Source organism: Nocardia sp. FBN12, assembly GCF_054031145.1.
Genome location: NZ_CM132926.1, coordinates 2,649,931 through 2,675,003, shown reverse-complemented (window position 1 = coordinate 2,675,003; position 25,073 = coordinate 2,649,931). Strand labels below are relative to the sequence as shown.

23 protein-coding genes and 1 pseudogene are annotated in these 25,073 nt (G+C 65.9%); 12 read left to right on the top strand and 12 right to left on the bottom strand.

The genetic code is table 11. The features are described from left to right. Positions 1 to 21: 21 nt before the first annotated feature. Complete coding sequence (locus ACWZHB_RS12955) at positions 22 to 1,503, bottom strand: SDR family oxidoreductase (protein WP_427908180.1); 1,482 nt, start codon at positions 1,501 to 1,503, stop codon at positions 22 to 24. Between the two features lie 229 nt (positions 1,504 to 1,732). Here ACWZHB_RS12955 and ACWZHB_RS12950 point away from each other — a divergent pair, with 229 nt between their 5' ends. Then, the gene (locus ACWZHB_RS12950) at positions 1,733 to 2,956 is read left to right on the top strand and encodes a cytochrome P450 family protein (RefSeq protein WP_427908179.1); all 1,224 of its coding nucleotides are present in this window, start codon (positions 1,733 to 1,735) and stop codon (positions 2,954 to 2,956) included. Positions 2,957 to 3,097: 141 nt separating this feature from the next. On the opposite strand, the gene ACWZHB_RS12945 is transcribed toward ACWZHB_RS12950, so the two are convergent. Further along, positions 3,098 to 4,378 (bottom strand): cytochrome P450, encoded by a 1,281-nt coding sequence (locus ACWZHB_RS12945; RefSeq protein WP_427908178.1) that lies wholly within the window; start codon positions 4,376 to 4,378, stop codon positions 3,098 to 3,100. Between the two features lie 44 nt (positions 4,379 to 4,422). Here ACWZHB_RS12945 and ACWZHB_RS12940 point away from each other — a divergent pair, with 44 nt between their 5' ends. The 3 genes from ACWZHB_RS12940 to ACWZHB_RS12930 all read left to right on the top strand — a co-directional run bounded on the left by ACWZHB_RS12940 (position 4,423) and on the right by ACWZHB_RS12930 (position 6,562). Then, positions 4,423 to 4,722 carry a hypothetical protein gene (locus ACWZHB_RS12940; RefSeq protein ID WP_427908177.1) on the top strand — a complete coding sequence of 100 codons (300 nt, stop codon included), beginning with the start codon at positions 4,423 to 4,425 and terminating at the stop codon, positions 4,720 to 4,722. Further along, a complete protein-coding gene (locus ACWZHB_RS12935; protein ID WP_427908176.1) occupies positions 4,719 to 5,819 on the top strand; it encodes a methyltransferase in 1,101 nt (366 codons plus the stop codon). Before ACWZHB_RS12940 ends, ACWZHB_RS12935 begins: the two co-directional genes overlap by 4 nt. 272 nt (positions 5,820 to 6,091) lie before the next feature. Beyond that, positions 6,092 to 6,562 (top strand): DUF4383 domain-containing protein, encoded by a 471-nt coding sequence (locus tag ACWZHB_RS12930; RefSeq protein ID WP_427908175.1) that lies wholly within the window; start codon positions 6,092 to 6,094, stop codon positions 6,560 to 6,562. A gap of 80 nt (positions 6,563 to 6,642) precedes the next feature. On the opposite strand, the gene ACWZHB_RS12925 is transcribed toward ACWZHB_RS12930, so the two are convergent. Both ACWZHB_RS12925 and ACWZHB_RS12920 read right to left on the bottom strand, forming a co-directional pair. Beyond that, positions 6,643 to 6,834, bottom strand: coding sequence for a ferredoxin (locus ACWZHB_RS12925; protein ID WP_427908174.1), 192 nt, complete (start codon positions 6,832 to 6,834; stop codon positions 6,643 to 6,645). After that, the gene (locus ACWZHB_RS12920) at positions 6,831 to 8,258 is read right to left on the bottom strand and encodes a cytochrome P450 (protein ID WP_427908173.1); all 1,428 of its coding nucleotides are present in this window, start codon (positions 8,256 to 8,258) and stop codon (positions 6,831 to 6,833) included. The genes ACWZHB_RS12925 and ACWZHB_RS12920 overlap by 4 nt, the downstream gene beginning before the upstream one ends. Positions 8,259 to 8,367: 109 nt before the next feature. Here ACWZHB_RS12920 and ACWZHB_RS12915 point away from each other — a divergent pair, with 109 nt between their 5' ends. Further along, positions 8,368 to 9,018 carry a TetR/AcrR family transcriptional regulator gene (locus ACWZHB_RS12915; protein WP_427908172.1) on the top strand — a complete coding sequence of 217 codons (651 nt, stop codon included), beginning with the start codon at positions 8,368 to 8,370 and terminating at the stop codon, positions 9,016 to 9,018. Positions 9,019 to 9,493: 475 nt separating this feature from the next. Here the strand turns inward: ACWZHB_RS12915 and ACWZHB_RS12910 are convergent, their stop codons facing one another. The 3 genes from ACWZHB_RS12910 to ACWZHB_RS12900 all read right to left on the bottom strand — a co-directional run bounded on the left by ACWZHB_RS12910 (position 9,494) and on the right by ACWZHB_RS12900 (position 12,928). Continuing rightward, positions 9,494 to 10,846 carry a DUF1254 domain-containing protein gene (locus ACWZHB_RS12910; protein WP_427908171.1) on the bottom strand — a complete coding sequence of 451 codons (1,353 nt, stop codon included), beginning with the start codon at positions 10,844 to 10,846 and terminating at the stop codon, positions 9,494 to 9,496. A gap of 692 nt (positions 10,847 to 11,538) precedes the next feature. Next, positions 11,539 to 12,066 (bottom strand): hypothetical protein, encoded by a 528-nt coding sequence (locus ACWZHB_RS12905; RefSeq protein WP_427908170.1) that lies wholly within the window; start codon positions 12,064 to 12,066, stop codon positions 11,539 to 11,541. Between the two features lie 223 nt (positions 12,067 to 12,289). Beyond that, positions 12,290 to 12,928, bottom strand: a complete 639-nt coding sequence (locus ACWZHB_RS12900) for a hypothetical protein (protein ID WP_427908169.1) — start codon at positions 12,926 to 12,928, stop codon at positions 12,290 to 12,292. A gap of 161 nt (positions 12,929 to 13,089) precedes the next feature. Here ACWZHB_RS12900 and ACWZHB_RS12895 point away from each other — a divergent pair, with 161 nt between their 5' ends. Next, positions 13,090 to 13,923 (top strand): hypothetical protein, encoded by an 834-nt coding sequence (locus ACWZHB_RS12895; protein WP_427908168.1) that lies wholly within the window; start codon positions 13,090 to 13,092, stop codon positions 13,921 to 13,923. A gap of 200 nt (positions 13,924 to 14,123) precedes the next feature. Here the strand turns inward: ACWZHB_RS12895 and ACWZHB_RS12890 are convergent, their stop codons facing one another. Continuing rightward, a complete protein-coding gene (locus ACWZHB_RS12890) occupies positions 14,124 to 14,285 on the bottom strand; it encodes a hypothetical protein (protein WP_427908167.1) in 162 nt (53 codons plus the stop codon). 154 nt (positions 14,286 to 14,439) lie between these two features. Between ACWZHB_RS12890 and ACWZHB_RS12885 the strand changes: the two genes are divergently transcribed. Then, positions 14,440 to 14,673: a hypothetical protein gene (locus ACWZHB_RS12885; RefSeq protein ID WP_157125090.1), complete on the top strand. Its 234-nt coding sequence runs from the start codon at positions 14,440 to 14,442 to the stop codon at positions 14,671 to 14,673. Positions 14,674 to 15,871: 1,198 nt separating this feature from the next. Here the strand turns inward: ACWZHB_RS12885 and ACWZHB_RS12880 are convergent. From ACWZHB_RS12880 to ACWZHB_RS12865, 4 genes are all read right to left on the bottom strand, one after another. Next, positions 15,872 to 17,023 carry a thiolase family protein gene (locus ACWZHB_RS12880; protein WP_427908099.1) on the bottom strand — a complete coding sequence of 384 codons (1,152 nt, stop codon included), beginning with the start codon at positions 17,021 to 17,023 and terminating at the stop codon, positions 15,872 to 15,874. A gap of 215 nt (positions 17,024 to 17,238) precedes the next feature. Then, positions 17,239 to 17,628: a RidA family protein gene (locus ACWZHB_RS12875; RefSeq protein ID WP_427908166.1), complete on the bottom strand. Its 390-nt coding sequence runs from the start codon at positions 17,626 to 17,628 to the stop codon at positions 17,239 to 17,241. A gap of 17 nt (positions 17,629 to 17,645) precedes the next feature. After that, complete coding sequence (locus tag ACWZHB_RS12870) at positions 17,646 to 18,896, bottom strand: NAD(P)/FAD-dependent oxidoreductase (RefSeq protein WP_427908165.1); 1,251 nt, start codon at positions 18,894 to 18,896, stop codon at positions 17,646 to 17,648. 1,004 nt (positions 18,897 to 19,900) lie between these two features. Continuing rightward, positions 19,901 to 20,542, bottom strand: coding sequence for a TetR/AcrR family transcriptional regulator (locus tag ACWZHB_RS12865; RefSeq protein WP_427908164.1), 642 nt, complete (start codon positions 20,540 to 20,542; stop codon positions 19,901 to 19,903). Between the two features lie 215 nt (positions 20,543 to 20,757). Between ACWZHB_RS12865 and ACWZHB_RS12860 the strand changes: the two genes are divergently transcribed. The 5 genes and pseudogenes from ACWZHB_RS12860 to ACWZHB_RS12840 all read left to right on the top strand — a co-directional run bounded on the left by ACWZHB_RS12860 (position 20,758) and on the right by ACWZHB_RS12840 (position 25,073). Beyond that, positions 20,758 to 21,627 carry an enoyl-CoA hydratase gene (locus ACWZHB_RS12860; RefSeq protein WP_427908163.1) on the top strand — a complete coding sequence of 290 codons (870 nt, stop codon included), beginning with the start codon at positions 20,758 to 20,760 and terminating at the stop codon, positions 21,625 to 21,627. A 31-nt stretch (positions 21,628 to 21,658) separates the two neighbouring features. Then, a pseudogene (locus ACWZHB_RS12855) lies at positions 21,659 to 21,841 on the top strand (biotin/lipoyl-containing protein); the annotation flags it as partial. 13 nt (positions 21,842 to 21,854) lie between these two features. Beyond that, positions 21,855 to 22,736 (top strand): SDR family oxidoreductase, encoded by an 882-nt coding sequence (locus ACWZHB_RS12850; protein WP_427908162.1) that lies wholly within the window; start codon positions 21,855 to 21,857, stop codon positions 22,734 to 22,736. Beyond that, positions 22,733 to 23,659, top strand: coding sequence for an enoyl-CoA hydratase-related protein (locus ACWZHB_RS12845; protein WP_427908161.1), 927 nt, complete (start codon positions 22,733 to 22,735; stop codon positions 23,657 to 23,659). Before ACWZHB_RS12850 ends, ACWZHB_RS12845 begins: the two co-directional genes overlap by 4 nt. Positions 23,660 to 23,924: 265 nt before the next feature. After that, positions 23,925 to 25,073 carry an acyl-CoA dehydrogenase family protein gene (locus tag ACWZHB_RS12840; protein ID WP_427908160.1) on the top strand — a complete coding sequence of 383 codons (1,149 nt, stop codon included), beginning with the start codon at positions 23,925 to 23,927 and terminating at the stop codon, positions 25,071 to 25,073.

The window sequence follows — 25,073 nt, the reverse complement described above, 5'->3', positions numbered from 1 at the left end:
TCAGCGGTAGCGGGCGAATCCTCAACCCGGCGAAGCCGCGTCGTCGGCGGGTGCCCGTTCGGCGGTTCCGGTGATATTGCGGACCATCCCGCCGAACACAGCGTTGTGAAACGGGGTGATCGCCTTCCAATAGAGATGCCCGGCGAGCCCGTGCGGCTGGAAGATGGCCCGCTGCCGGTAGTTCGAGCCCCCGCGCGGGTCGGGTTCGACGCTCAGTTCGAGCCATGCCAATCCCGGGACCTGCATTTCGGCGCGAAGCCGCAGCAGATGGGGCCGGTCGATGTGTTCGACGCGCCACCAGTCCAAGGCTTCGCCCAGATGCAGGCGGCGCGGGTTCTTGCGGCCCCGGCCCAGACCGACACCGCCGGAGACTCGGTCGATCCAGCCGCGCAGTGACCAGGCGAGCGGAAACGAGTACCAGCCGTTCTCGCCGCCGATCGCTTCGATCACCGCCCAGAGGGTCTCGGGGTCGGCGCTGGTGTGGTGCTCACGGAGGTCCTCGTAGAGGGAGCCGCCCGACCAGTCCGGGTCGGTGGGCAACGGATCCGACGGCGCGCCGAAGGTGCTGGCGTCGGACCAGCGAGTTGGTACCTCGGCGTTGCGAATTCGATGCAGCGCCAACTCCACAGCGCGTTCGTAACGGGTGAGACCGTCGGCGGGATCGGGGATGTAGGCCGCGATGTCGTGCTCGCCGCACACGACCTCGTGGACGAGGGATTCGATGAGCGGCACGGCCAGCGCGCGAGGTACCGGAGTCACCAGGTTGACCCATTGCGCCGACAGCCACGGCGTGAGAACCGGTACCGGTAGCACCACTCGACGCGTCAGCCCGGCGACGACGGCGTACTTGCGCATCATCGTCAAGTAGGTGACGACATCGGGGCCGCCGATGTCGAACGAGCGATTGACGTCGGCGGGCAGGGCTGCGGCGTGCACCAGGTAATAGAGGACGTCTCGGACGGCGATGGGCTGGACCCGGTTGTGCACCCATCGGGGGGTGATCATCGCGGGCAGGCGTTCGGACAGGTAACGCAGCATTTCGAAGCTGGCAGACCCGGATCCGATGATCACCGCGGCGCGCAGTTCCGCGGTGGGGACGCCGGATTCCCGGAATACCGCGCCGACCTCGGCGCGGGAGGCGAGGTGGCGCGAGAGCGTGGCGTGTTCCGGGACGATGCCGCCGAGGTAGACGATGCGTCGAACGTGAGCTGAGTCCGCGGCGGTCGCGACGATTTCGGCCGCCTGCCGGTCGGTATCGGAGAAGTCGCCACGGGTCAGCGAGTGAACCAGGTAGTAGACGACCTCTCGGTCGGCGACGGCCGCGCGTACCTGGTCGTCGTCGGTGACATCGCCACGGACGATCTCGACGCGATCCCGCCAGGGGACCTCCGCCAATTTCTCCGGCGTCCTGGCCACGACTCGGACCTGATGACCGGCCTGGATCAGTTCCGGCACCAAACGTCCGCCGATGTAGCCGGTCGCTCCGAAAACCACGCACCGCATGCTCATCACTCTCTTCTCTGTCGTGGATGTCGAGATCGGTGAGAATCGCGTAGTAGGTCCTGGTCCATTCCACCATGCGATGACGACGCTGCCGGTCAGCTTTCCGCCGTCCGCGCCCCTGTTCGTCCGCTAGGCGGTGCGGCCGCGGGGTATGTTCCCCACACGCGGTCGAAACCGACTGCGGCACTGTCGATCACGGGCTGCGGACCCTGGTATGGAGGAGATTTTCATGGAACCGATCGTGCTGGATACGACCGGTGCCGACATCCAAGGTGAGTCGGCACGCATTCAGCAGCGTGGCCCGGTGGCGCTGGTCGAGCTGCCCGGTGGCGTGCCCGCCTGGTCGGTCACCGATCAGGCCGTGCTCCGGAGCCTGCTCGCCGACCCACGGGTATCGAAAGACCCCAGGCAGCACTGGATGTCGTTCATCAACGGCGAGATCACCGAGGCGTGGCCGCTGCTGCCATGGGTGGCGGTGGACAACATGTTCACCGCCTACGGCGCCGATCACCGTAGGCTGCGCCGGCTGATCTCCCCGGCTTTCAGTCACCGCCGCAGTACCGCGCTGCGTCCGCGGATCGCCGAGATCACCGAGAACCTGCTCGACGCGCTGGCGGCCACCCCCGCCGGTGAGCCGGCCGATCTGCGCGAAGGCTTCGCCTACCCGGTTCCGATCCGGGTCATCACCGAATTGGTCGGTGTGCCCGACGGGCTGGGGTCTGCGCTGCACAAGTGCGTGGACGGCTTCTTCGATGGCTCGTTCACCGCCGAGCAGGCGCAGGCCAACTACCTCGAAATGTACGGACTGGTCGGCGAGGTCGTCGCCTATCGTCGTGAGCATCCTGGTGACGACGTCACCAGCGTGCTGATCGCCACCCGCGACGAGGACGACTCCGCGCCGTCGGAGAAGGAGCTCGTCGACACCTTGATGCTGGTCATCAACGCCGGTCACGAGACCACGGTCAATCTGCTCGACCAGGCGATCGTCGCGCTGCTCACCCATCCCGAGCAGCGCGCCGCGGTGACCGAGGGCCACGTGTCGTGGGCAGACGTGGTCGAGGAGACGCTGCGCTTCCAGGCGCCGGTGGCACACCTGCCCCTCCGGTACGCGGTCGAGGATATCGACATCGCCGGGGGGTATCGAATCGGCAAGGGCGAGGCCATCCTGGCTTCCTACGCAGGTGCCAGCCGTGACCCGAAAGTGCACGGCGCCGACACTGCCGAGTTCGACCCCACCCGTGCCACCCGCGAGCAGCACCTCGCTTTCGGCTACGGTGCGCACCACTGCATCGGCGCATCGCTGGCGCGACTGGAAGCGGCCGTTGCGCTGCCCGCACTGTTCGACCGGTTCCCACGGATGAGCCTGGCGACGAGTCAGGGTGAGCTGGCGCCGGTGCCGAGTTTCATCTCCAACGGGCACGCGACTGTTCCGGTGTATCTGCACGCCGACTAGCTCGATCCGCCGCCGTCGATCTCGACCACTTCACCGCACCCGTTGAACTGGTCGAGATCAATGGATCTCAGCACGGATTCGTGAAGAGGGCGTCTGAAAACTCCATCCGGCGTCCGGTCAGGCAGCGCCTCCACCGCCTGTTCAGTTGACCAGAATCGGTGCCCCGTCGGACGGAACGTGCGTGATATTGCGGACCCGGCCCCGCGTCGTCGCGGCCGCGGGCAGGGACAAAACGTGGCGGCGCAGGATCTCCTGGAGCACCGCCGCGCCTTCCATCAGCGCGAAACCCGCGCCGATGCACCGGCGCACCCCACCGCCGAACGGCAGCCAGGTATTCGGCGCCACGCTGCCGTCGAGGAAGCGGCCGGGCCGGAACACCGCGTCGGGGAAGGCTTCGGGCCGCTTGTGTGCGAGCAGGATCGAGGTCGCGACGACGGTTTCAGCGGGCAGGTCGTGGCCGCCGATCATCATGTCGCGGGTGAGCTTTCGCACCACCCCGCCGATGACCCAGTGGTAGCGCAGTGCTTCCTTCATCACAGCTTCGAGGTAAACGGTGTCGCCGTCTAGCGCGGCTCGGCGGGCGAGGTCCTGCTGGGCGGGGTCGGCGGCCAGTTCGCGTAGCGCCCATGACAGCGCGGCCGAGGTCGTCTCGTGCCCGGCGGCGAGCAGGGTGACCAACTGATCGCGGAGTTCGTCCGGGGTGAGCGGGGTGTCGTTGCCGCTGCCCGCTGCCATCAGTCGCGACAGCACATCTGCGCCCGTGGCGTCGCTGCCGGTGTGGCGCTGCTCGATCTCGGCGTAGAGGTGGGCGTCCAGACTGGCGCGGTCGTGGTGGAACCGTTTCCAGGGTCCACGGTTTTGCAGGGCTGGGTAGCGGGAACCGAGCAGGGTGAGCGGGGCGATGTCGGTGATGCGGCGCATGGGTGGACCGAGGAGGTCGCGGCGGCGCTGATCGGCGACACCGAGCACCACCTCGCCGATGACATCGAGGGTGATCCCGGTCATCGCGTCCAGGCTGCGGACCGTCGATCCAGCCCGCCAGGTCTCCACATGGGTGGCGGCGATCTGCTCGATCATCGTGCGATAACCGGTCAGCGCGGGCCCGGTGAAGGCGGGCATCAGCAGGCGGCGGGCGCGAGCGTGCTCGGCCTCGTCGGTGATGAGCACCGAATGATCGCCGAGCAGCGGACGCAGGATGCCGTTGCTCTCGCCGGCGTGCAGGTCGGTGGGGGAGGCGGCGAAGATCTCGCGGACGTGTTCGGGGCGGGTGAACACGACCAGATGCCGGGCGTACGGCGGCACCATGCGCAAGGTGAAGGTTTCGCCGTAACGGCGAGCGGTGGCGGTCATGAAGCGCTCTCGCGCTTGGACATACCGCATCGTCTGCGCGATCGCGGGTAGTCGGGGGCCGGGCGGGTACATGGCGACGGTCCTCTCCTCGACACCGCACTCCACGGTAACCGCGATTGCTCGGGCCTGGTGCCGATGCGGAAATCCACGAGTTCGCTGCCTCGTGGGCAGTGCGGCAGAACGGTCTGTGTGAATTGCTGGTCTCCGCAGATGATTTCAGCACGGAAAGGCTGTCCGGTGCCGGCTGGACCATGGCGATCGCGGCGCACGCCCTACGCACCAGCGGAGCCGACGCGGTCCTGCCGTTCGCCCTGGCGACCCCCGACCTGACCCCGGTTCCGGTATCCCGACGCGCGATTCCCGTAAGCTTCGTCGCGTACATGCAGGTCAACCGGCCGACGATGGAGTCGTCATGACGTCCACAGCACCGAAGAAGCCACCACCCGCACCGGTTCTGCGAGCCATCGAGCGAGTGCGCGACGCGCTCTCGGCGCTGCATCGCCGACTAGTTCCCGGCCATATCGCGCTACTGGAACTACAGATCGCCGGATTCCTCTCGCAGGCGATCAGTGCCGCGGCCGAACTGGGTATCGCCGACGAATTGGCCCGTGGGCGGCGCGGGGCGGCCGAGCTGGCCGCGGCGGTGGGCGCCGACGAGGACGGCGTGCGCAGGCTGATGCGCCTGCTGGTGAGTTTCGGGGTGTTCGCCCAGCACCGCGACGGTTCCTACGGACTCACCAGGATGGGCGAGTCGCTGCGCTCCGACAGCGCGGTGACACTGCGCGATACGTCCCTGTTCTTCGGTTCGCCGTATCACCGCAACCATTGGACCCACCTCACCGACGCGGTACGCACCGGCGAAGCCGTCGGCCCGGCTCTCGACGGTGCGAGCTTCTTCGAGTACGCCGCGACGCACCGCGAGACCGGCGACCTGTTCGACCGGGCGATGACCAGTATCAGCACGCTGTCGATCGAACCGCTGCTGGCAGCTTACGATTTCGGCCAGTTCGACACCTTGGTGGATGTCGGGGGCGGGCGCGGCAGCCTGCTGGTGGAGATCCTCGACCGCTACCCGGATGCCGAGGGCATCGTGTTCGACCTGCCCGACGTGGTCGCGAACCTGGACAGCGAACTCGCGGCGCACGGGCTGGCGGGGCGGTGCGCGGCGCGGGACGGGTCGTTCTTCGACGAAGTCCCGTCAGGTGGTGACGCCTACCTGCTCAAGCACATCCTGCACGACTGGTCCGACGCCAAAGCCGAGCAGATCCTGCGCACGATCCACGCCGCGATGGACCCCTCCGCCCGGCTGCTGGTGATCGAACTGGTGCTGCCCGATCATCAGCGTCCGCACGCGGGCAAATTCATCGACCTCGAGATGCTGGTCAACACCGACGGCGGCCACGAACGCACCGAGGCACAGTTCCGCGAGCTGCTCGCCCGCGGCGGTTTCACGCTGCTGCGGACGGTGCCCACCGCCGCGCCGGACTGTGTGCTGGACGCCCGCCCGCGCTGATCGCGCCCGACTCGATCGCCGGCGGACCGTCTCCCCATTTCTGTGGTGCGCCGTCGACCCAGTCGACGTCGTGGCGAAGCCGCGAATCGCCGCGAACCAGGCGTTGTGGGCGAGGCCGCGCGGGCGATTCCGAGGCCGCGACCGTGCAGGCAGACGCACCCGTTTGCCCCGGCATTCACCGGGCATGCGGTCGATATCCAGGAACCGGGCTCGCCACGCCGCATCATCGCATCGTCGTCGGCGTTCGCCCACCAAAACGAAAGGACAACGCCATGTCCACTCCCGTGCGCAGCACCGCGCGCTCGCCGGTCCAGCTCGCCGCGCTGGTCGTCGGTGCGACCTTCCTGCTGGTGGGCGTCCTCGGATTCGTCCCGGGCGTCACCACTGACTACGCCAGCCTCGAATGGGCGGGCCATCATTCCCATGCTCAGTTGTTCGGGATCTTCACGGTCTCGGTGCTGCACAATATCGTTCACCTGGCATTCGGTGTCCTGGGCGTTCTCGCCGCGGCCACCGCGGGACTTGCGCGGACCTATCTGCTCGGCGGCGGCCTGATCTATCTGGTCCTGTGGGTGTACGGACTGCTGGTCGACAAGGACACCGCCGCCAACTTCGTGCCGCTCAACACCGCTGATGACTGGCTACACCTCGGCCTTGGTCTCGGCATGATCGCCCTCGGTATCGCCCTGCCTCGCGTCGTAGCGACCACGCGCCCGAACGCAGGGCAAGGGCGGCGACGATGACCGACCTCCACGCCGGCGAGGAATAGCCCCGTGGTTCAAACAGGGCAATCGAGCGGATATTGCCCGGCTGTCGAAGAGCTTCAGTCGACCAGGCGCAGAGCCTCCACCGGGCAGCTGTCGACCGCCAGCCGCACGTCGTCGAGTTCGGCTTCGGCAACCTGGTCCGTCAGCACCGTCACGTTGCCTTCGTCGCCGACCCGAAATATGTCGGGCAGCAATGCTTCGCACATGCCGTGGCCCTCGCAACGGGTGCGGTCGGCGGCGATCTTCATGCCGACACCGAGGCGCCGAGGCGTTCGAGTCGGATGGGTAGGCCATCGAGGGGGACAGGACCGGTCGCCCATCCCATCGGCGGCGTGTAGTCGGCGGGCACCGTCCAGCGGTAGTGCAACAGCATGCGGTGCATGATCGCCTTGACTGTCATACCGCCGAAATAGAGTCCGATGCATTTGTGTGCGCCACCACCGAAAGGGGCCCAGGTATAGCGGTGCGCCTTGTCCTCGTGCCGTTCGTTCGTGAACCGTTCGGGATCGAACACGTCGGGGTCGTTCCACCAGCGGGCCTGACGCATGGCCGAGTACGAGCCGACGATCACCAAGGTGTCAGCGGGGACGAACTGACCCTGAATCGCGGTATCCCGCACGGTTTCGCGGATCTGCTGCCCGACAGGGGAGTACATCCGCAGAATCTCTTTGAAGACCAGATCCAGGGTCGGCAGCCGGTCCAGGTCGGCATAGTCGAGTGACTCCTTGCCCAACGCCTGCGATTCGGCGCGCAGCCGGTCCTGCCATTCGGGATGCAATCCGAGCTGATACCCCATCATCGACACCGCGATCGTGCTGGTGTCGTGCGCGCCGAGCAGGACGAAGATCAGATGGTCGACGATATCCTGGTCGGTGAACGTATGGCCCTCCTCGGATGCGGTGCGGCACAACACGCTGAACAGATCATCGCCATTTCCCGCGCGTTTGGCAGGCAGCTCGCGACGACAGTGATCTTCCAGCACCGCGCGCCCGCGCAGTCCGCGTGCCCACAGACCGCCGGGCAGATTCGTGCGCACCAGCGCCTGGCCGCCACGCACCGCATCGATGAACGCCCGCTCCAGCCCGGCGGCCTCCGACCCGAGATTCGCCCCCATGAACACTTCCGACGACAAACCGAGCAGCAGGCGTTTGGCCGCCGGATAGAGCTGGAAATCGCGATTCGGTGTCCAATCGCGCATACCGCGCTCGATGGCCGGGCTGGTGATATCGAGATAGCCGACCAACCGCGGCCGGGTGAAGGCCTGCTGCAGAATCCGACGGTGGTAGCGGTGTTCCTCGAAGTCGCGCAGCAGGATGCCGCCGTGGAAGAACGGGCCGATGAAGAAGGTGTAGCCGCGCTGCGCGGAATACACCTTGTCGCGGTCGGCGAGTACCTCTTCGGTGGCCTCCGGTCCGGCGACCATGACAACGCGTCGCCCGACAAGTCCGGCCCAGTGCACCGGCCCATACTTGTCGAAACGGCGGCGGGCGAAATCGAGGCTGTCGCTCATCGCGGGTATTGCGTGCCCGATGAGCGGGACACCGTAATCGCCCATGATCGGACGTAATCCGCTGCCGGGCAGCGGGTCTGCCAGCGCGCGGGTCTGCGAAGGATATCGCTCGGCAATAGCGGATACGGCGGATTTGGCCCGCCGGCCCAGGGTCGACATCATGTTCGTTGTCCTCTCGCACCGTGGCGATGTGGTGTGACTTGGAACATACAGGAATCAGTCGTTTCCGTAAACGATTGATTCCTGTTTTTGGTGCGGCATACTGAGGGTTGTGACACGGGCAGCGACCGGCATCTATCGCGGCACCTCGGCCGAACAGCGACGCGACGAACGCCGCCAGCGGCTGATGGACGCTGCCCTCGACATCATCGGCACCCAGGGCTGGGCCGCGACCACCGTGCGCGGAGTCTGCGAACAGGCCAAGGTCGGTCCGCGGTTCTTCTACGAGAGCTTCGACGACCTCGACGCACTCGCCGCCGCCGTACACGACGAGATCATCGAAACCGCGATCCGCAGCTCATTGGACGCACTCGCCGCCGCGCCAGACGACATCGCAGCCAAAACGCGGGCAGCCGTCACCGCCATCCTCAATTCCGTCGTCGACGACCCCCGCCGCGCCCGAATCGCTTTCGCCGAGGCGCACGGCAGCGAAATCCTGATGCGCCGCCGCGCCGCCGCCATGCGCACTATCGCCGACGTCGTCGCCGAACAGGAACGCGCGCTGTTCGACCCGCCCGCCGGCAGCGAAACCCTGGTCCGTGCGGTTTCGCTGATGATCACCGGCGGCGCCGCCGAATTGGTCTTGGCCTGGCTCGACGGCGGCATGGACATCAGCCGCGACGAACTGATCAACCTGTGCGTCGAATTCGTGCTGACCTTTGCCGACAACCTGACCACGATGGCCGCCCGATTGGCGCATTGAATGCGCGCACTGGATCAGCAGGCAGCTGGAAACTCGCCGGTGAGCAGGACGAGATCAGAAACTTAGTCAGCTCCCTTGGGCGGACTGCTCAACGCCCTGCACCGAGGGGTGTTTCCCATCAACTGACCCGCAGACGTCATTCGTGGTGGGTTTGACGCATGCGGTGGGGGGAAGCCTGACACGTGCCTTTTCGGTGATCTGTGACGTCGCTGATCGGTGGAACTCAGCGTCGGTATGGATCGGGAGATGTTCGTATCGGCGAATGATGACGTCGTGATCTTGGTTGCGGTGCAAGGATGCGTGTGCTTCATTTCGGACCCTGCGCGGAAGAAGTCACCGTTGCCAGGCGCTCGGGCAGCGCCACCGGTCTCCTATGACAATCACCGATCCGCACCAGAGGGCCTGAGGATCCCACGTTTTACGGATGCAATGGAGCCAGCCATCGTCAGCGGAAGTCCGCTCGGCAAGGCAGTTTTCACGCCGAGCGCCGGATGATCGGGAAGGGGTAGGTGCCGTCGACAACGGCGGCCACCGGCAGGTAGGCGCGGAACATCAGATAGAACTGGGTGGCCGGGGCGGGCAGCCAGTTGACCTTCTTGTCAGCTGGTTCGTCGTGGCTGACGGTGATGGTGATGTTCCCGTCCTGGTCGGGCGTGAGCTCGCTGTGGCTGCTCAGCTTGAACCGATCCTGCTTGTTGGGAACCAGGTAGCCGTCGAGGTCATACATTGTGACCGACCAGAATCCGTTGGAGTGGTTGGGCAGGTCCGAAGTGTCGATCGTGAGGGAATAGCTGTGGGCGGCCCCATCCATCCGCACCCGCTGCTCGTCGTAGAACGAGGTCGGGTACAGCGCTTCCTCGGGCGGGAGCATCCCGTAGTACAGCAGATTGACCCAGGCGCGCAGAATGTAGTCGGTGCCGTAGTCGCGGACGCCGGTATTGTCCGGGTCGCCGCCGACTGCGGACCAGTCCCAGCCGTTCTTGTGCAGGAAGTGCACGCCGAGTGCTTCCGCCTTGGACTGGTCGGCACCCATATCGGTGAGGAACTGCCAACCGTCGAGAGTGGCCTGGTAGAGCGCGTCGCGCACGGCCGGGTCCGTCGGCTCGGTGAACCCGTCACGGGTGAGGCCGAGCGGGATGAACCGGTCGAAATGGTCGCGGTCGCGGTCGGGGACCGGGGTGCCGGGCATCATCTCGTCGACGGCTCTCCAGAACTCGGCAGGGTCGTTTTTGACGTCAGGCACTGCTGATCCTCGTTCCGGCCACGGCTGATCGCCGGTCTCGGTGTAGGTGATTCCCCGTTTGCCTGCCTTCCAGTCGGTCAGGGTGGTGACCGACATGGAGTCCTGGATGGCGTGGATGGTGGGCAGGTCGTCCGGACCATAGACCAGGAACCGGCCCAGCATGGCACCCCGCTCGGTCGGCGACTGGATCACCGGCATCCCGTCCGGTGCCTCGCCGTCATAGCCTGGGCCGACGAGCAGATGCGGTCCGGGCTCGAACCTGCCGGTTCGAGTTCCGTAGGAGGCGTAGACGTTGGTGAAAGCGTCGTAGAACGGCAGCACGTAGTAACGGTCGCGTTCGACCTCCGGGAACACCACTACCAGTGGGCCGTCGGCGAGGGTGTAACCGAAGACGGTGTAGAGGGTGTCGCTGTTGGGGCTGGGGACGGTGCGCACCGTGTCGTCGAGGAGGCGCCGGAAGGCGGTCAGCGCGTTGTCCGGGCCGAATCTGGCGTTGTGGATCCCATGCTGACGTCGGGTCTCGACCAGCGGTTGCACATAGAGGAACGCATCCCGGATCAACTCCTGATCAACCGGCTCAACCATCAATGCCTCCTGCACGTAGGAATCGTCGGCTCCAGGCCGACTTCTGTGCTCGGCCTGGGTCCCAGGTTCACTGTGATCCCGGCGCCGCGTCACCACCTCACCCGTTGCGGGTGATCCCAGCAGCCAACATGCGCACCTTCTTGCTAGGGAAGGTGAGTTCTATGCCGAATTTCTACCCCGACGAGAGATCCGCGAGAAGGCCGTGCGCTCAATCGTCGACTCCCAGCAGAATGGGCCGCGATCAAGACCGTCGCCGAACGGATCGGCGTGAACCCGAAACTGTCCCGGAAACCAGGTCCGCAAAACACAAGCTGCAACAGCGAGTCCCGCTGCTCCAGAACCAGTCTCGGAGGAGATGGCAGCGGAGTTGCCGCTGCACCGTCGAGCGGTTGATGCGCGCGAACGGTCGGGTAGGCACGGCCCCGACGCAACGGGTGTGGCCCTTTCCGTGCGGGCAGGACCTCAATTTCTTCACGGTGCCTCGCCCGGACCGGGGTGGCTGCCGCGCCGACACGATCCCGCTGTCAGTAGATCTGCGCCCTCGAGATACTCGGCGTGATGGACTCCGCCCACGGTTCCGCAGGCCAGGACATCCGTTCCGCGGTATCGAACCCAGACACTGTCCTCATGGGAGGCAACCGTCAAAGTGGGCGATAAGAGCCGGTTCGCCCGGCGTGATACCTGAGCCGACATCAGCTCTCGAGCTGCCCCCGAATGTGCACGAATTCGCGTGTGATGTCAGCCAGCGAGGCGCCCACCCACACGATCTTGCCGAAACTATTGTCGGCAACCCACGAACACAGGGCCGTCGAGCCCTGAGCGGTCTCGGCGGTAGCGCACTGGGCGATCCCGCCCAACGGGCCCGCGTCGACCTTCGACACGTCTCGAGGCGTTGTGCCGAGCGTGTCCGTCAGTAGCCGGTCGAGGTTGATCTCGGGGTTCTTCAAGGACGCCGCCACCACATGGACCATGAGTTCGGGCTGTTCGCTCGAGGCGCCATAGACGGCGACTACCGAGTCGACGTCCGTCCCGTAGGTGCTCTTGGCGGTCGCGGCCTCGCGCTGAACTTCGGGATCGGTGAGACGCGGGAGTCCCTGCAGAACAGCAGGTTCGGACAATCGCACCGAGTCACTCTCGATACCGAACAGCGGTTTGAGGTGCTGGAGGCCGCCGCCGGCCAGCGTCAACCCGATGACCGCGCCGACTGCGCTCGCGATCATCAGCCACCGATTTCGACGTACCCAGGAGTGTTGTTCGGGTGTTGTACGTTCGGTGGTGTCCATGGGCGTCCTTTCGCGGCGACGGCACCCAGACCATAACCGCACCAGTGGAATTGGGATCTTGTTTGCCGAACGAGGTTCTGTTCGCAGACGCACCGCCGATGCGATCCGGTTGCGCGCGTGGGGCGGCGCAGGTCTGCGGGCAGGGATCCGGCTGGGGCGATCAGCCCACCATCCGTACCGATCCCCATGCCACCAGTGCCAGGCCGACGGCTCCGGTAACCAGCCAGAATGCGATGCCTTCGGCGCCTGGGCTCGGGAACCAATATGTCTCGGTGCCCGCGGTGATAGCGATGACGTGACCGTGCCACATCCTCAGTGTCGCCGCTTGTCCCTCCTGGGAGTTTCGGAACAGCTCGGCAGAGACCTCGTGGGTGCGTCGGGATCCGTCGGGCCGCTGCCAGGTGAGCATGTAGTGGGTCGTGGTGGTGGAGGTGGTGGAATCGCTGTTCGTACTGGTCGTACGTTCGATGTCTCGCCCGACGACCAGCACTTCGAGGGGTTCGAAGCTGTCCAGGTCGTCACCGCAGTCCAGGTCGTCACCGCAGTTCTTGGCGTGGCTGAACTCTTCGTTCAGGTTGTAGGAATCGCCAAACTTCGGGACCGCGAGCACAACAAGGGTGATCCCGGCACCGACGGCCAGCGCCCACCCGACGAAGTGCGCGAACGATTCCAACCGCTTGCGCCAGGAAGTCCACGTGGAAGACCCGCCAGGGTAGGTGCGACGACGGTCGTTGAACATCCAGGGACCTGCCGTTCTGTCGCCCGCGCGGTACTCGACCTCGCAGGGAACTCGCTGCACCAGAACATAGTTCGGGGCTCACTTCAAGGTTGCCTCTTCAACGCGGCACAGTCCAGCTCCTGAACCAAACGTCGGTTTCGTGCATCGACGCTCACACTCGAGCGGTACGTGATCGAATAGGTTCGGCCGATCGAGAGTGCCGGTGACGAACCAGGAGTGGCGTGTCGAGTTCTTACTGGCGCAACTGTCTGTTCGCGGTGCTGCTGGGAGTTGCCGGGCTCGGCATTGCGCTCTCCTCACGCTATCGATCTGATGCGATCTGGCCCGTGTGGGCTTCGCTGGCCGTAAGCCTCTGTTCGGCAGCCGGTTTGGTGGGCGGCTACGGGTTGGATGCATGGCGCTCGGTGTCGCATGGGCAGCAGATACCGTTACGCAACACAGCAGTCCCGACGGCGCTGCTCGGTATCGGTGTCCTGCTGGTGCTCTCGGTGGGCGAGTTGAGCGCTGCGCGCCCCGGCAGCGGATGGCGCGGTGACCTCCTCGTCGCCATCGCCTGCCTCGGCGGGGGACTCGCCGGGGCAACCATGTTCGGTATTCGACACACCGCGAATCTGCCACTGCCGCAAGGAACTTTCGAACAACGCGAGCAAGCCGTAGTCGCGCTGGTGTCACTTCGACGTTTACTCCAACGTCTGACGACCGCGCTCGGATCCCTTGTCGCGCTGTCCACACTGGCGCTCGGAGCGAGTGTCCTCATGACAAAGAACCCGGCCAAGGAGCTGGTTGTGGTGTTCGGGGCAGGCGGGTCGATACTGGTCGGGGCCTTCTACGTGCCCGCCGCCGCCGCGCTCCGCGGACGTGGCGAGCGACTGTCGGCGGCGATCTTCGTGTCCGCTGCGCCCACGACGACCACGGAGTTGGTCGAGCGACTCGAGCAACGGTCGAAACTCGAGCAACTCATGGGAGTCGATCGCACCGCTTACGCCGAGCTGAGCACCGCCCTTCCCGTTCTCAGCCCGCTCATCGCAAGCGCCGCGATCTTCCTCCCCAAGTAGGCGAGCGTCCGGTAGTGCGCGATCGGCGCGCCCCGAGCCGACACGTGAAGGCGCACGCGCCGAGCGTCTTCCGGCCGCTAGACGTGGGCGCTCATGCTGTGCGCTACACGCTGGGGCTCGCCAGGCCACCCATTGATGCCGTCGGACGCTCGGCATCCGATAACTACTCTCCACCGGTTCCTGCTTAGACCGGAGGGACATCAATTCTGACCGGTCAGCGTGTTGTCGACGATATCGGCGGCGACCTTGTGTAGACGACCTCGCTCCAGGTAGTACGTCTGAGCCGTGGATACGTCGGCCTGGCGAACGACGTCGGCGGTGATACGGGCAGACAGGCCGACGTCGTCGAGGATCGTGGCCATAGAGTGACGGAAGCTCTGCGCAGGGAACGCGGAGGGGACGGCTGCAGTAACTGGTTGGGCAGGTCGAGATATCACCTATCCGTGCATCAGCCCCCGAAATCAGGGGGTTTCGATCCATGTCTAAATACCCGTGTTTCACACTAGGATCGCTCGTATGCTCGTGAAACGCTTTGCTGCCCTTGCCATCGCGGTCGCCGCGTTCGGCGCCGCCTCCACCGGACTCGCCATCGCCGTGCCCGAAACACCGACGCAGCCCACCATCAGCCACACCGCCGCAGCCGAACCGGTCGTCCTACAGACCGGCTCGGCCGTAATCGATCTACTCGCGTACATCGCTGCGGGCTGCATCGGCAGCTGGAGCCCGGCCCCGCCCGCACACTGCGTCTGACATCGACCAGGCGGGCCCGTCGGACGATCCGCGGGCCCGCTCCACTGAACGCACGCTCATGGCTCCATGAGCGTGCGATCGTCGCCGACTACAGCAAGGGGGCTGCGCTTGCGTGTAGACGTTGCGTCCATATTCCCCGGGCGGGCAGCGTGAAGTCGTTCGGTCGTTCGGCGCGCAGTCTGTCGTGACCGGGACGAGCCGGTCGACGGCGATGTTCGCCGGCTGGAGCCGGTCGAGGCGCGCGGCTCGAGGGCACACCGCGCTGATCCGGTGCTCGGCGACCTGGTCGGTCGCGCTCGCGTAGCCAAGAACGAGAAGCTGATCGCCAACGGTGCCCGGACGGCGACTATCGGTCGCCCTTGCCAGTGGTCGCAGGTTCAAATCCTGTCAGTCTGATAGGCCAACACTTCCGTCCGGGTCAGGGCTGTTGTCCACCAATGTGCTGTACCGCAACGCTGCTGATCGACATCAGTCCGAACCCGCTGGTATGAGGTCGGCGATGCCTCGCGCGGGGTGGCGACGAAGATCTGTGCGGTTGCGGGCAGTGCACCGGCAACGAGAAGCGGGGACTCGCTGGCTGCGGCCCCGGGCGATCCGGTCCTTGTCGACGGCCAGCTGGTTGGGTGTCTCGCAAAATCGAGATCTGCGTGGCCTCTCGCCGGTACATCTTGCAGACGAAGAGGGCCCCGATCAGATGATCGGGGCCCTCTTTGCGTGTCCGGAGGGGGATACATTCGCTATCCACAGTGGTAGACCTGCGGAAGCGCTGAGTATCGAGCCTGTTGCGTCAGAGGTTGACGCAGCGGCTCGTCTCCGTGTCGGCCGTCCCCCGAACTCGAGATGAGCAAAGAGCTTCCGTCGTTGTGCTGGGACAGACCGGGCCAGGAAGCGCATCGGTAGTTCGAATGTGTACGAGTGTCGGCGGTCGACATGGCGCCCGATATGTACTCCTTACCGGCGGCCAGGAGGGCGAGCTCCGGTACAAACCGTTGGCGGCCGGCGGGCTGGACGGGAGAGCACGGGCTGCGCGACCGGTTCGGCACCACGCTCAGCGCGTACGCCGAGCGGATCCTCGACCGGAACGGCATCGCGAAAACGCCTCGGCCACAATCACCCCGGCGGTGGTGAACGGCAAGAGAAGCCGGTCCACACGATCAGCGTTTTGGTTGGGTCGGTGGTGCCTTGTTTGGGTGGCTGGTCAGGCGGATTCGAGCAGTGTGCCCGTTCCGATTCCTCCCGCGCAGCACATGACCGACAGCGCGGTGCCTCGGGTCGTGCGTAGTTGGTGGGCCAGGTCCACCAGTTGCCGGATACCCGAGGCGCCGAACGGGTGGCCCATTCCGATGGCGCCGCCGTTGACGTTGAGTCGCTCGATGTCGACGTTGTAGACGCTCTGCCACGCGCAGACCACCGCGGCGAAGGCTTCGTGTACTTCGACGAGGTCGATGTCGTCGATCGAGATCCGGTGCGTATCGAGCAGGCGATGGGTGGCCACGATCGGTCCTTCCAGCATCAGGTCAGGGTCCACGCCGACCGAGACCACTCGACGAATCCAGGCGATCGGTTCGAGTCCGTACTGCTCGACAGCTCGCTCGGAGGCCAGCAGTAGCGCTGCGGACCCGTCGGAGAACTGGCTGGCCGACCCGGCGGTGATGATCCCGTTCTTGTCGAAGGCGGGTGTGAGCGCGGCCATCTTCTCGTCGGTGGAGTCGGCGCGGATTCCTTCGTCGCGTTCGAGCAACGAGGTGCCGTCGATCTCGATTTCGACCGATTGGGGTTTGAGGCGCCCGGTGTTCCATGCTTGATCCGCTCGTAGGTGGCTGCGTAGCCCGACTGCGTCGGACTGCGCACGGGTCACGCCGTAGTGTTTGGCCACAGCTTCACCGGCGGTGCTCTGGTGTGGCATTTTGTATCGTGTGAGAAGCGATTGCGGGTATGGGTGACCGCCGTGGCTGCTCAGATCGGGTTTTACCCGGCCCAGTGATTCGACTCCGGCGGCCATGACGAGGTCGGCTTGTCCCGCCATGATCAGAGCCGCGCCCAGGTTGGCTGCCTGTTGGGAGGATCCGCATTGTGTGTCGATGGTGCTGGCGGGCACGGTGTAGGGCAGTCCGGCTGCCAGCCAGCCGTTGCGGCCGATGTTCATCGATTGGTCGCCGGCTTGGTAGACGCAGCCCACCAGGGCTTGGTCGATGCGTCCGGGGTCGTCGAGTCCTGATCTGAGGGCGGCGGCGTTGAGCGAGGCGCCGAGCAGATCCGCGGGGTGGATATTTGCGTATGCTTTGCCTGCACGGCCGATCGGGGTGCGGGCGCCGCTGACGATAGCTACGCGTGTAGTGCTGCCGGTCATGGGAAGAGTCTCCTCGGGTGCTGGGAACGATTGCGCTATTCGCGGTGGCTGCGGCCGACGAGCGGAGGTGACTGGACTTGTATGTCGACCACTGTTGTCACTTCGGGCGAGCCGCCGACGGGCGCGTAGTAGCGGCCCGGTGTGGCGGCGGATGCTAGTGGGTGCCCTCGCCGTCTCCACCCCGTGACGGGGCCCCGTGTAGGTGAGATCAGCGGCTATGCCTCGATCACGCGGGCGATCGCCTCGATCTCGATCCGGAAGTTACGCGCGAGCCCGGATTGCACCGTGCTGCGACTTGGCAGCGGCGGGGCGAAACGCTCCCGGTAGAGGGCGTCGAACTCGGCGTACAGGTCCATGCTGGAGAGGTAGCAGGTGGTTTTGACTACCGCGGACAGCGCGGAGCCGCCCGCGCTCAGTACGGCTTCGAGGTTGTCGATCGCGCGATTGACCTCGTCCCGAAACGTCTCATCCCGCTCGGAGGTCGCGACGTTCATGCCTACCTGACCAGAGGTGTAGATCATTCCTGCCACCATCGTGGCCTGGGAAAACGATGCCATCTGCGGAGCGGTCGGCGTATCGATTGTCGTGTAGTGATTGGTCGTCATTGCCTAGTTTCCCATCTTCAACGAAGCGGACTCAGTGCCGCGAGCTCGGCTGGCGCACGGCCCGAAACGATCTGCTGGGTCAGCAGCTTGCCGGTCAGAGGCCCGTGCGCGATCCCCCACATCCCGTGTCCGCCGCAGACGAACACACGCTCGGATTCGGTTCGTCCTACCAGCGGCAACCCGTCCACTGTGCACGGCCGGGAACCAACCCACTCGTCGCTGCGGCGCGACCAGTCGACCTCGTCGAGCATCGGAGTGGCCGCGGCGACGAGCGCGTCAATACTCCGGCGATTCAACGGCCGATCCGGTGCTGCGAACTCCATGATCCCGGAGACCCTCACTCGGCCGTCGAGTGGCGTGAGCACTACCTTCTGACCCGGCAGGTAGGTCGGGGCGGAGGGCAACCCCTCGGTGGGCATGCTGAAGCTGTACCCGCGCCCGGCCTGCACCGGAGTCCGGACACCGAATTTGCGGGCCAGCGGGGAGATCCAACCACCGGCAGCAAGGACCGCGACGTCGGCGGTCTCGGTGGTGCCGTCGGCGAAGTCGACCCGCACGCCGTCACTGGTGTCGTCGATGCCGGTCACGGCCTGGCCTTCGATCACCCTCCCGCCTGCCTCCACCACAGCCTTGTGTAGCGATGCCAGGAAGCGCGGGGGATCGATCGAACGCTGCCCGCGAAGAAGAATTCCCGCGCCGACACGCCCGCTCAGCGCCGGCTCCCGAGTACGTGTTGCCTCACCATCCAGCAGGTCGAAATCGACTGTCATTCCGCCGCTGCGGATGTGGTCGATCTCGGAGAGCATCGACTCACGCTGGCTTTCACCGGCGAATGCGATGAGGAACGGATCGTCCTGCCATGTCGTATTGGCCACCCCGCCGTGCGCCATCAGGTCATACACTTCCAGAGCCTGCTGATTGAGGACCGTCAACGCCTGCAGGGCTACCTGCCATCGGCGGTGAGTGCAGTTCCTGATAAAACGTCCGAGAAACCGTGCGAGAGCTGGATCGGCGGAAAGAGGCACTCGGACAGGAGAGGTCGAGGAGAAGGCTTTCAGGCCGACGTGCAATGCCGACGGCTCGGGCAGCGGCACCGCAAGGGCCGGAGAGAGCCACCCAGCATTCCCCCACGAGGCGCCGGCGGCGACGTGACGACGGTCCACGACCGTGACCTTCACACCCTCCTGCAGCAAGAACCACGCGGTCGATAGGCCGGCTACCCCGGCTCCGACCACGACCGCGGTACGCGGCGAGACAGTAGTGGACATGTGAAGGTTCTCCTCATCTGAGTTCTAACCAGAGCCGACCGAAGGACCTTTCGGCGCTGGCTGGATCTAATGCACCGCTCATCGTCCTGAAACCGGAGCTAAATGCGGAATAGGTCAGGTGTTTGTCAGGAAAGACGAATCTCTGGCGAATATCCGAACCCGCGTGATCGCCGAGCGAGCACCGCGCTCGGGCCGTAGCGCAGGATCGATGGCTCCGACGACGAGGGCGCGATGAATCCGCGTTACCCAACGACGCTCCGTGCCGGCCGATTCTCGTCCGCGCACTTCCACCTCGACGCCATACTCCTGCATGACAAGGCGCACGACAGTCCCACCATGCCCACACCCACCACCACATCCGTTCAGGTGCCATCGCGCTGGTCCGTTCCACCGCTCGCCCATGGCCGTGAACTCTAGGCGCGACATGACCTTCGTTGTTTGTCGGTGAGCGAGAATTCTCAAGCAAGACTTCGTCCTGCAGTACAAAACTGTCATCGCATCCAGATAGCGTTGGGTTCGGGTAACCTCAATGGCCACGACCGTAAGCGTGCACTTGTGGGAGGACGGCTCGTGCAAGTCGTTTACGATGATCGAGATGCGATATGCGTGGTGCCCACGCAGTACTCGGCATAGGAACGGAAGGCGGCGTGCGAGCGCAGTCATCTCGTACTCAGCGCGGGTGCAAGTTCTACGTTGAGCCACCCGGCGCCCAAGGTCCGGTTCTCGATCAGCAGCGCCGCTCGAACGGCCGTGTGGCGCGGGTGATTTCCAGCGCACCCCGGCCGCCCGTGCTGGCCCGGAGCGTCCAGCACGCCTTGTAATCGCTCATTGGTCGATTCGTCGGTGGGCGCAGTCTTGACTGCCGCGCCCGCTTCGGCCAGCTCGAGCGCGGCGGCGCGGCCGATGCGCGCAGATATGCACTCGGGCCCGACCTGATCGTATGTCGCCTCGCACAGGCGTGCCGGCCAGGTCGCTACGACAAGCGATCTCCGGCAGCGCTCGCGTCATCTGCCGAGGACTCCGGCCTCGACGAACCGGCTGAGCTCCTCCACGTACTCGCTCCACCGGTGATCGGCGCCGTCGGCGAACCGGGGCTGTTCGAGCCGGGAGACGGCGGCGTCGATGAACTCCACGACCAAACCCGGGTCGACCTGCCGGAAACGTCCCTGACGCATCCCCTCGACCAGGATCTGGTGGATCATGGACGCGCCGTAGCGCCTGTGCGCGAGAATGAGTTCGATCATCTCCGGCAGGGCCCGTGCGTCGTGCCGGAACTGTGCGCTGGTGGCCTGCATCGCGGTCGCCTCCAACGTCAGTACGAGGTGCAGGCGGGCCAGCGGGTCGTCATGGTCGGCCAGCTCCTCGCGCACGCGCCTCCCCAGCCGTCGCATGCGCCGGTCGACGACGACCAGCAGCAAGTCGTACCGGGTGGGGGCGATCGCGTAAAACGCGCGCAGCGAACACCTCAACTGTCGCGCCAGGTCGGCGAGAGTGAAGGCCGCGAAGCCCTCGGTGACGATCAACTTCTCGAGATCGTCGAGCAACGTCCGGGAACGGGTGGTCAGCGCCTCGGCGGGTGGTCCCAGCCGTGGGGGTGGGCTGGGAGGCAGCTGCGTCAATGCTCCGGTCGGTGCCGCTTTCGTCATGTCGTTCTCCTGTGGTGGCTGCTGCCCGTGCGCCAGGTCCTCGGGTCCGTGCGTCGTCCCGGTCGGGCCCGGGGACGCTTGACAGTGGTACGCAACAAAGGTATATCTTATCGCTACAACGGTAATCAAAGGCGGTGAATCTTACCGTTATTCGGGTAAGAAACTGAGGCAAAGCTTACCGTTCTAGAAGATGGCAACCACAGGTCGGAGGGCCGATGTCGAGTCGAAAGACGAAACCCGATTATGAGCGTATCCGGTACGAGATGGCCGCTACTGGGGTGGCGCGGGTGACGCTGGCGCGTGAGGAAAAGCGCAACGCGCAGGATTTCCAAATGCTCTACGAGCTCGATTCCGCGCTCAAGGCGGCCATGCTGGACGACGCCGTCAAGGTCGTCATCGTGGCCGCCGACGGGCCGGACTTCTCGTCCGGGCACGATCTCGCGAGCTGCGCGTCGATCACGGATTTCGATACCGTCACGGCGACGGGAGGATTCGAGCAACCCGGCGCGCACGGTCACATGGCGACTGAGGAAGACGCCTATCTCGGTCTGTGCTGGCGGTGGCGCAACCTCCCGAAGCCGACAATCGTCCAGGTCCAGGGCCGCGTCATCGCAGGCGGCCTGATGCTGGTCTGGCCGTTCGACCTGATCGTGGCCAGCGAGGACGCGTCATTCTCCGACCCGACTGTCGCCTTCGGGGTCAACGGACACGAGTTCTTCGTCCACGCATGGGAACTCGGGGCCCGCAAGGCAAAGGAGATGCTGTTCCGGAGCAGCTACATCACCGCCCAGGAGGCCGCTGACGTCGGCATGGTGAATCACGTCGTGCCGCGCGACGACCTGGAAAGTTTCACACGCGGCATCGCCGAGGAGATCGCCCAGCGCCCCACGATGGGGTTGAAGCTCGCCAAGCAGGCCGTGAACAACAGCCTGGACGCCCAGGGCCAGTGGAACGCGCTGCAGTCAGCGTTCGCGCTCCACCAGATCGGTCACTCCCATGCGCGACTGATCCACGACGGGAGCTTGCTCGACCCGGACGGCGCAGCGGTTATCCGGGACCTGGCGAAGCGGATGCCGTCGCCGTGACAACGGAGGCGGCTCCAGCGTCGGGGCGTACGTCGAGAAGGCCGAGCAGTTCCTCGTCTTCGAGGCGATGAAGATGCTGGTACCGACTCCCGCACCGGCGGCCGGACAGGTCCGGGAGCTGAAGGTGACCGAAGGGTCCGCCCTCCGGTTCACCGACTCCGTGCTCGCCATCAACGTCGAGGCCCCGCCGGCGCCCGACGCGGCAGACATCTGATCAGGAGGACAACGTGGATTCACTCGAAGGCCGCACCGCATTTATCACCGGAGGTGCGCACGGCATCGGACGGGCGGTCGCGGCATCTTTGGCCCGCCGTGGGGTGTCTGTGGCGGTGGCCGACATCGACGAGACCGCGGTGTGCCAGGCCGCCGACGAGTTGTCGACGATGACGAGCGCTCGCCCGTTCGTGCTCGACGTTCGTGACCGGGCCGCCTACGCGACCGTGGCCGACGCCGTCGAGGAGTCGCTCGGTCCGGTGTCGATCCTGGTCAACAACGCTGGGATCATCGACTCGGTCTCACCCTCGCGGATGGACCACACCATGTGGGACCACGTCATGGGAATCAACGCGGGCGGGGTATACAACGGCATTCAGGCGTTCGTGCCCCGGATGATCCGACGCCGCACCGGCGGTCATGTCGTCAACACCGCCTCGGCGGCAGGCCTGTTCGTCGGCAGCTCGCCGCTGTACATGTCCGGCTTCCTTTACCACGCCTCGAAGTACGCCGTTGTCGGGCTGAGCGAATCGCTGCGGGTCGAGCTCGCGCACCACGGCATCGGTGTGAGTGTGCTCTGCCCCGGTCCGGTGGCCACCGACATCGTGAAGAACGCGCAACGGGCGCACCCCACGGAGGCACCGCAGCACTCGACGAAGATCGCGTCCATACTCGACGCGGCCCACGACTCGCTCCGCGAGCGGGGCGTCGCCCCCGGCGTCGTCGGCGATCTGGTCGTGGACGCGATCGTCCACGACCGCCCCTACATCTTGACCGCCCCTGAGATGGGCCAACAGATCCGCGAACGCACCGAGTCCCTGCTCGCGGCCGTTCCGTCCGATCCGCTCGTCGAGGGATCGGCCGATATGTTCGGCACGGGCGGAACGCGCCGATGACCACCGGCCGCCCTGGTTTCGGGGCCGCGAGCAGCACCGGCATCGCTCTCGAGGGCATCGACGGCGTCGCGGTCGTGACGCTCGACCGCCCGGAGCGGCGCAACGCCGTGGACCGCGCAATGGTGCATGCGCTGATCGCCGCCATCGACCGGGCCGAAGCCGACGCGGAACTCGGCGCGATCGTCATCACCGGAGCCGGCCAGAGCTTCTGCGCCGGTGCCGACCTCTCGGCCGGTGTTCGAACCTTCGCCGACGACCTGCCCGACGCCACCGCGGAGGACTTCCGGGACTTCGCGGGCCAGGCCACCCTGCGCCTGTTCGAGTGCACCAAACCCGTGATCGGGGCCATCAACGGTGCCGCCGTCGGATTCGGGGCGAGCCTGGCCTGCGCCATGGACATCCGCCTCGCTGCCGACACCGCGACGTTCGGGTTCGCCTTCGCCCGCCGCGGCATGGTCCCCGAGGGAGCCTCGGGATGGTTCCTGCCCCGCCTGGTCGGGCCCGGTCGAGCCCTGGAGTGGACGCTGACCGGCCGGCTCGTCGGCGCCGCCGAGGCGCGCGACGCCGGCTTGGTCAACGCCATCCACCCGGCCGCCGACGTCGTCACGGCCGCGATCGACCTGGCTGGAGAGATTACCCGCAACAGCGCGCCGGTCTCCCTGGCGATCTCCCGCGAGCTGCTCTGGAAGGGCCTCGTCGCCGACCACCCCCGCCAGGTCCATGAGGCCGACTCCCGCGCCACGTTCGAACGCGGCCGCAGCCCCGACGCCGCCGAGGGCATCGACTCCTTCTTGCAGAAGCGAGTCCCACACTTCCCGCAGACCCTCGACGAGCTACCGCCGCTGCATTGGCCCGACGACTGCGCCGTCCACGACCCCGCGCTTCGGGCGGGGCCGCACCGTAGAGAGATGGATGCCACGTGACCGAAATGCTTTCCCTCAACGAAACTGTGCCCCTGTGCGCCCAGTACGAGCCGGAGCGGACCTTCGTCCGGGAGGTGGCCGGCCGGTCGCTCAGTCTCGGACCTGCGACGCGGAGGCGAGTGACTGGGCCGAGGTGTTCGGCGGACCGCGACGAGCCGCTGCGTGAGGACGCCGACACGGTCCGTCGCTCGGCGATACGTGCCGAGGTCCTCGATCGGATTCGCACCGGGGCCAGGAACAGTGCCGTTGCTGGGACTGAGGCGTCATGAGCGGCGTAGCCACCCGGCCGGCTTGGTCGGACGACGAAGGCGAACTGCTGCGCGAGGTCGCTGCGGAGTTCTTGCGCCGAGAAGCCGTCCCACAGCTGGAGAAGTGGGCCGGGCAGGGGCATGTCGACCTGGAGTTCTGGGCGCGAGCCGGTGAGCTGGGCCTGTTGTGCGCCTCCATCCCCCAGGAGTACGGCGGGGGAGGCGGATCGATCGCTCACGACATCGTCGTGCTGGAGGAGATCGGCCGTGCCGGGGCGCAGTGCTTCGGCAACATCGTGCACAGCGGGATCGTGGCCCATTATCTGCTCTCGTTGGGCACCGAGCAGCAGAAGCGTCAGTGGCTGCCCCGTTTAGCCGCAGGCACCACCATCGGTTCGCTGGCGATGTCGGAGCCCGGTGCCGGATCGGACGTGGCCGCCATGCAGGCGCGGGCTGTTCGCGACGGCGACGAGTTCGTCCTTTCCGGGTCGAAGACTTTCATCACCAACGGCGGAACCTGCGGCTTGGTCATTGTCGCCGCGAAGACCGATCCGTCCGCCGGATCGAAGGGAATATCGCTGCTGCTGGTCGATGCCGACTCGCCCGGGTTCCGGCGCGGCCGTGTCCTCGACAAGATCGGTCTGAAGGGGCAGGACACCGCAGAGCTGTTCTTCGACGAGGTCCGCGTTCCGGCCGATCAGCTGCTCGGCCGAGAGAACCAGGGGTTCGCGCACCTGATGGCCAACCTGCGCCAGGAGCGGCTGCTCATGGCGGTCGAAGCGACCGTTCAGACCGAACGTGCTGTGGCTCTCGGAATCGACTACACGAAACAACGCCACGCGTTCGGTGCACCGCTGCGCGCACTGCAACACGTCCGATTCGAACTCGCCGATTGCGCCACCCAGGCGACCGTCAACCGCACGTTCGTCGACGACTGCATCGTTCGACTCCAGCGCGGTGAGCTCGATGACAGCCGCGCGGCGATGGCGAAGTACTGGAGCACCGACACCCAAGGGCGCGTCATCGACCGGATACTCCAGCTGTTCGGCGGCTACGGCTACATGCGGGAGTATCCGATCGCGCAGCTGTACACCGATTCCCGTGTCACCCGAATCGCCGGCGGCGCAAACGAGATCATGCGAGAGATCATCGCTCGGTCGTTGTGA

Bases quoted from the DNA above. Each gene is read 5' to 3' on its own strand.
- ACWZHB_RS12955 (WP_427908180.1), bottom strand. From the start codon at position 1,503: ATGCGGTGCGTGGTTTTCGGAGCGACCGGCTACATCGGCGGACGTTTG.
- ACWZHB_RS12950 (WP_427908179.1), top strand. From the start codon at position 1,733: ATGGAACCGATCGTGCTGGATACGACCGGTGCCGACATCCAAGGTGAG.
- ACWZHB_RS12945 (WP_427908178.1), bottom strand. From the start codon at position 4,378: ATGTACCCGCCCGGCCCCCGACTACCCGCGATCGCGCAGACGATGCGG.
- ACWZHB_RS12935 (WP_427908176.1), top strand. From the start codon at position 4,719: ATGACGTCCACAGCACCGAAGAAGCCACCACCCGCACCGGTTCTGCGA.
- ACWZHB_RS12930 (WP_427908175.1), top strand. From the start codon at position 6,092: ATGTCCACTCCCGTGCGCAGCACCGCGCGCTCGCCGGTCCAGCTCGCC.
- ACWZHB_RS12925 (WP_427908174.1), bottom strand. From the start codon at position 6,834: ATGAAGATCGCCGCCGACCGCACCCGTTGCGAGGGCCACGGCATGTGC.
- ACWZHB_RS12920 (WP_427908173.1), bottom strand. From the start codon at position 8,258: ATGATGTCGACCCTGGGCCGGCGGGCCAAATCCGCCGTATCCGCTATT.
- ACWZHB_RS12910 (WP_427908171.1), bottom strand. From the start codon at position 10,846: ATGGTTGAGCCGGTTGATCAGGAGTTGATCCGGGATGCGTTCCTCTAT.
- ACWZHB_RS12905 (WP_427908170.1), bottom strand. From the start codon at position 12,066: ATGATCGCGAGCGCAGTCGGCGCGGTCATCGGGTTGACGCTGGCCGGC.
- ACWZHB_RS12890 (WP_427908167.1), bottom strand. From the start codon at position 14,285: ATGGCCACGATCCTCGACGACGTCGGCCTGTCTGCCCGTATCACCGCC.
- ACWZHB_RS12885 (WP_157125090.1), top strand. From the start codon at position 14,440: ATGCTCGTGAAACGCTTTGCTGCCCTTGCCATCGCGGTCGCCGCGTTC.
- ACWZHB_RS12880 (WP_427908099.1), bottom strand. From the start codon at position 17,023: ATGACCGGCAGCACTACACGCGTAGCTATCGTCAGCGGCGCCCGCACC.
- ACWZHB_RS12875 (WP_427908166.1), bottom strand. From the start codon at position 17,628: ATGACGACCAATCACTACACGACAATCGATACGCCGACCGCTCCGCAG.
- ACWZHB_RS12870 (WP_427908165.1), bottom strand. From the start codon at position 18,896: ATGTCCACTACTGTCTCGCCGCGTACCGCGGTCGTGGTCGGAGCCGGG.
- ACWZHB_RS12865 (WP_427908164.1), bottom strand. From the start codon at position 20,542: ATGACGAAAGCGGCACCGACCGGAGCATTGACGCAGCTGCCTCCCAGC.
- ACWZHB_RS12860 (WP_427908163.1), top strand. From the start codon at position 20,758: ATGTCGAGTCGAAAGACGAAACCCGATTATGAGCGTATCCGGTACGAG.
- ACWZHB_RS12845 (WP_427908161.1), top strand. From the start codon at position 22,733: ATGACCACCGGCCGCCCTGGTTTCGGGGCCGCGAGCAGCACCGGCATC.
- ACWZHB_RS12840 (WP_427908160.1), top strand. From the start codon at position 23,925: ATGAGCGGCGTAGCCACCCGGCCGGCTTGGTCGGACGACGAAGGCGAA.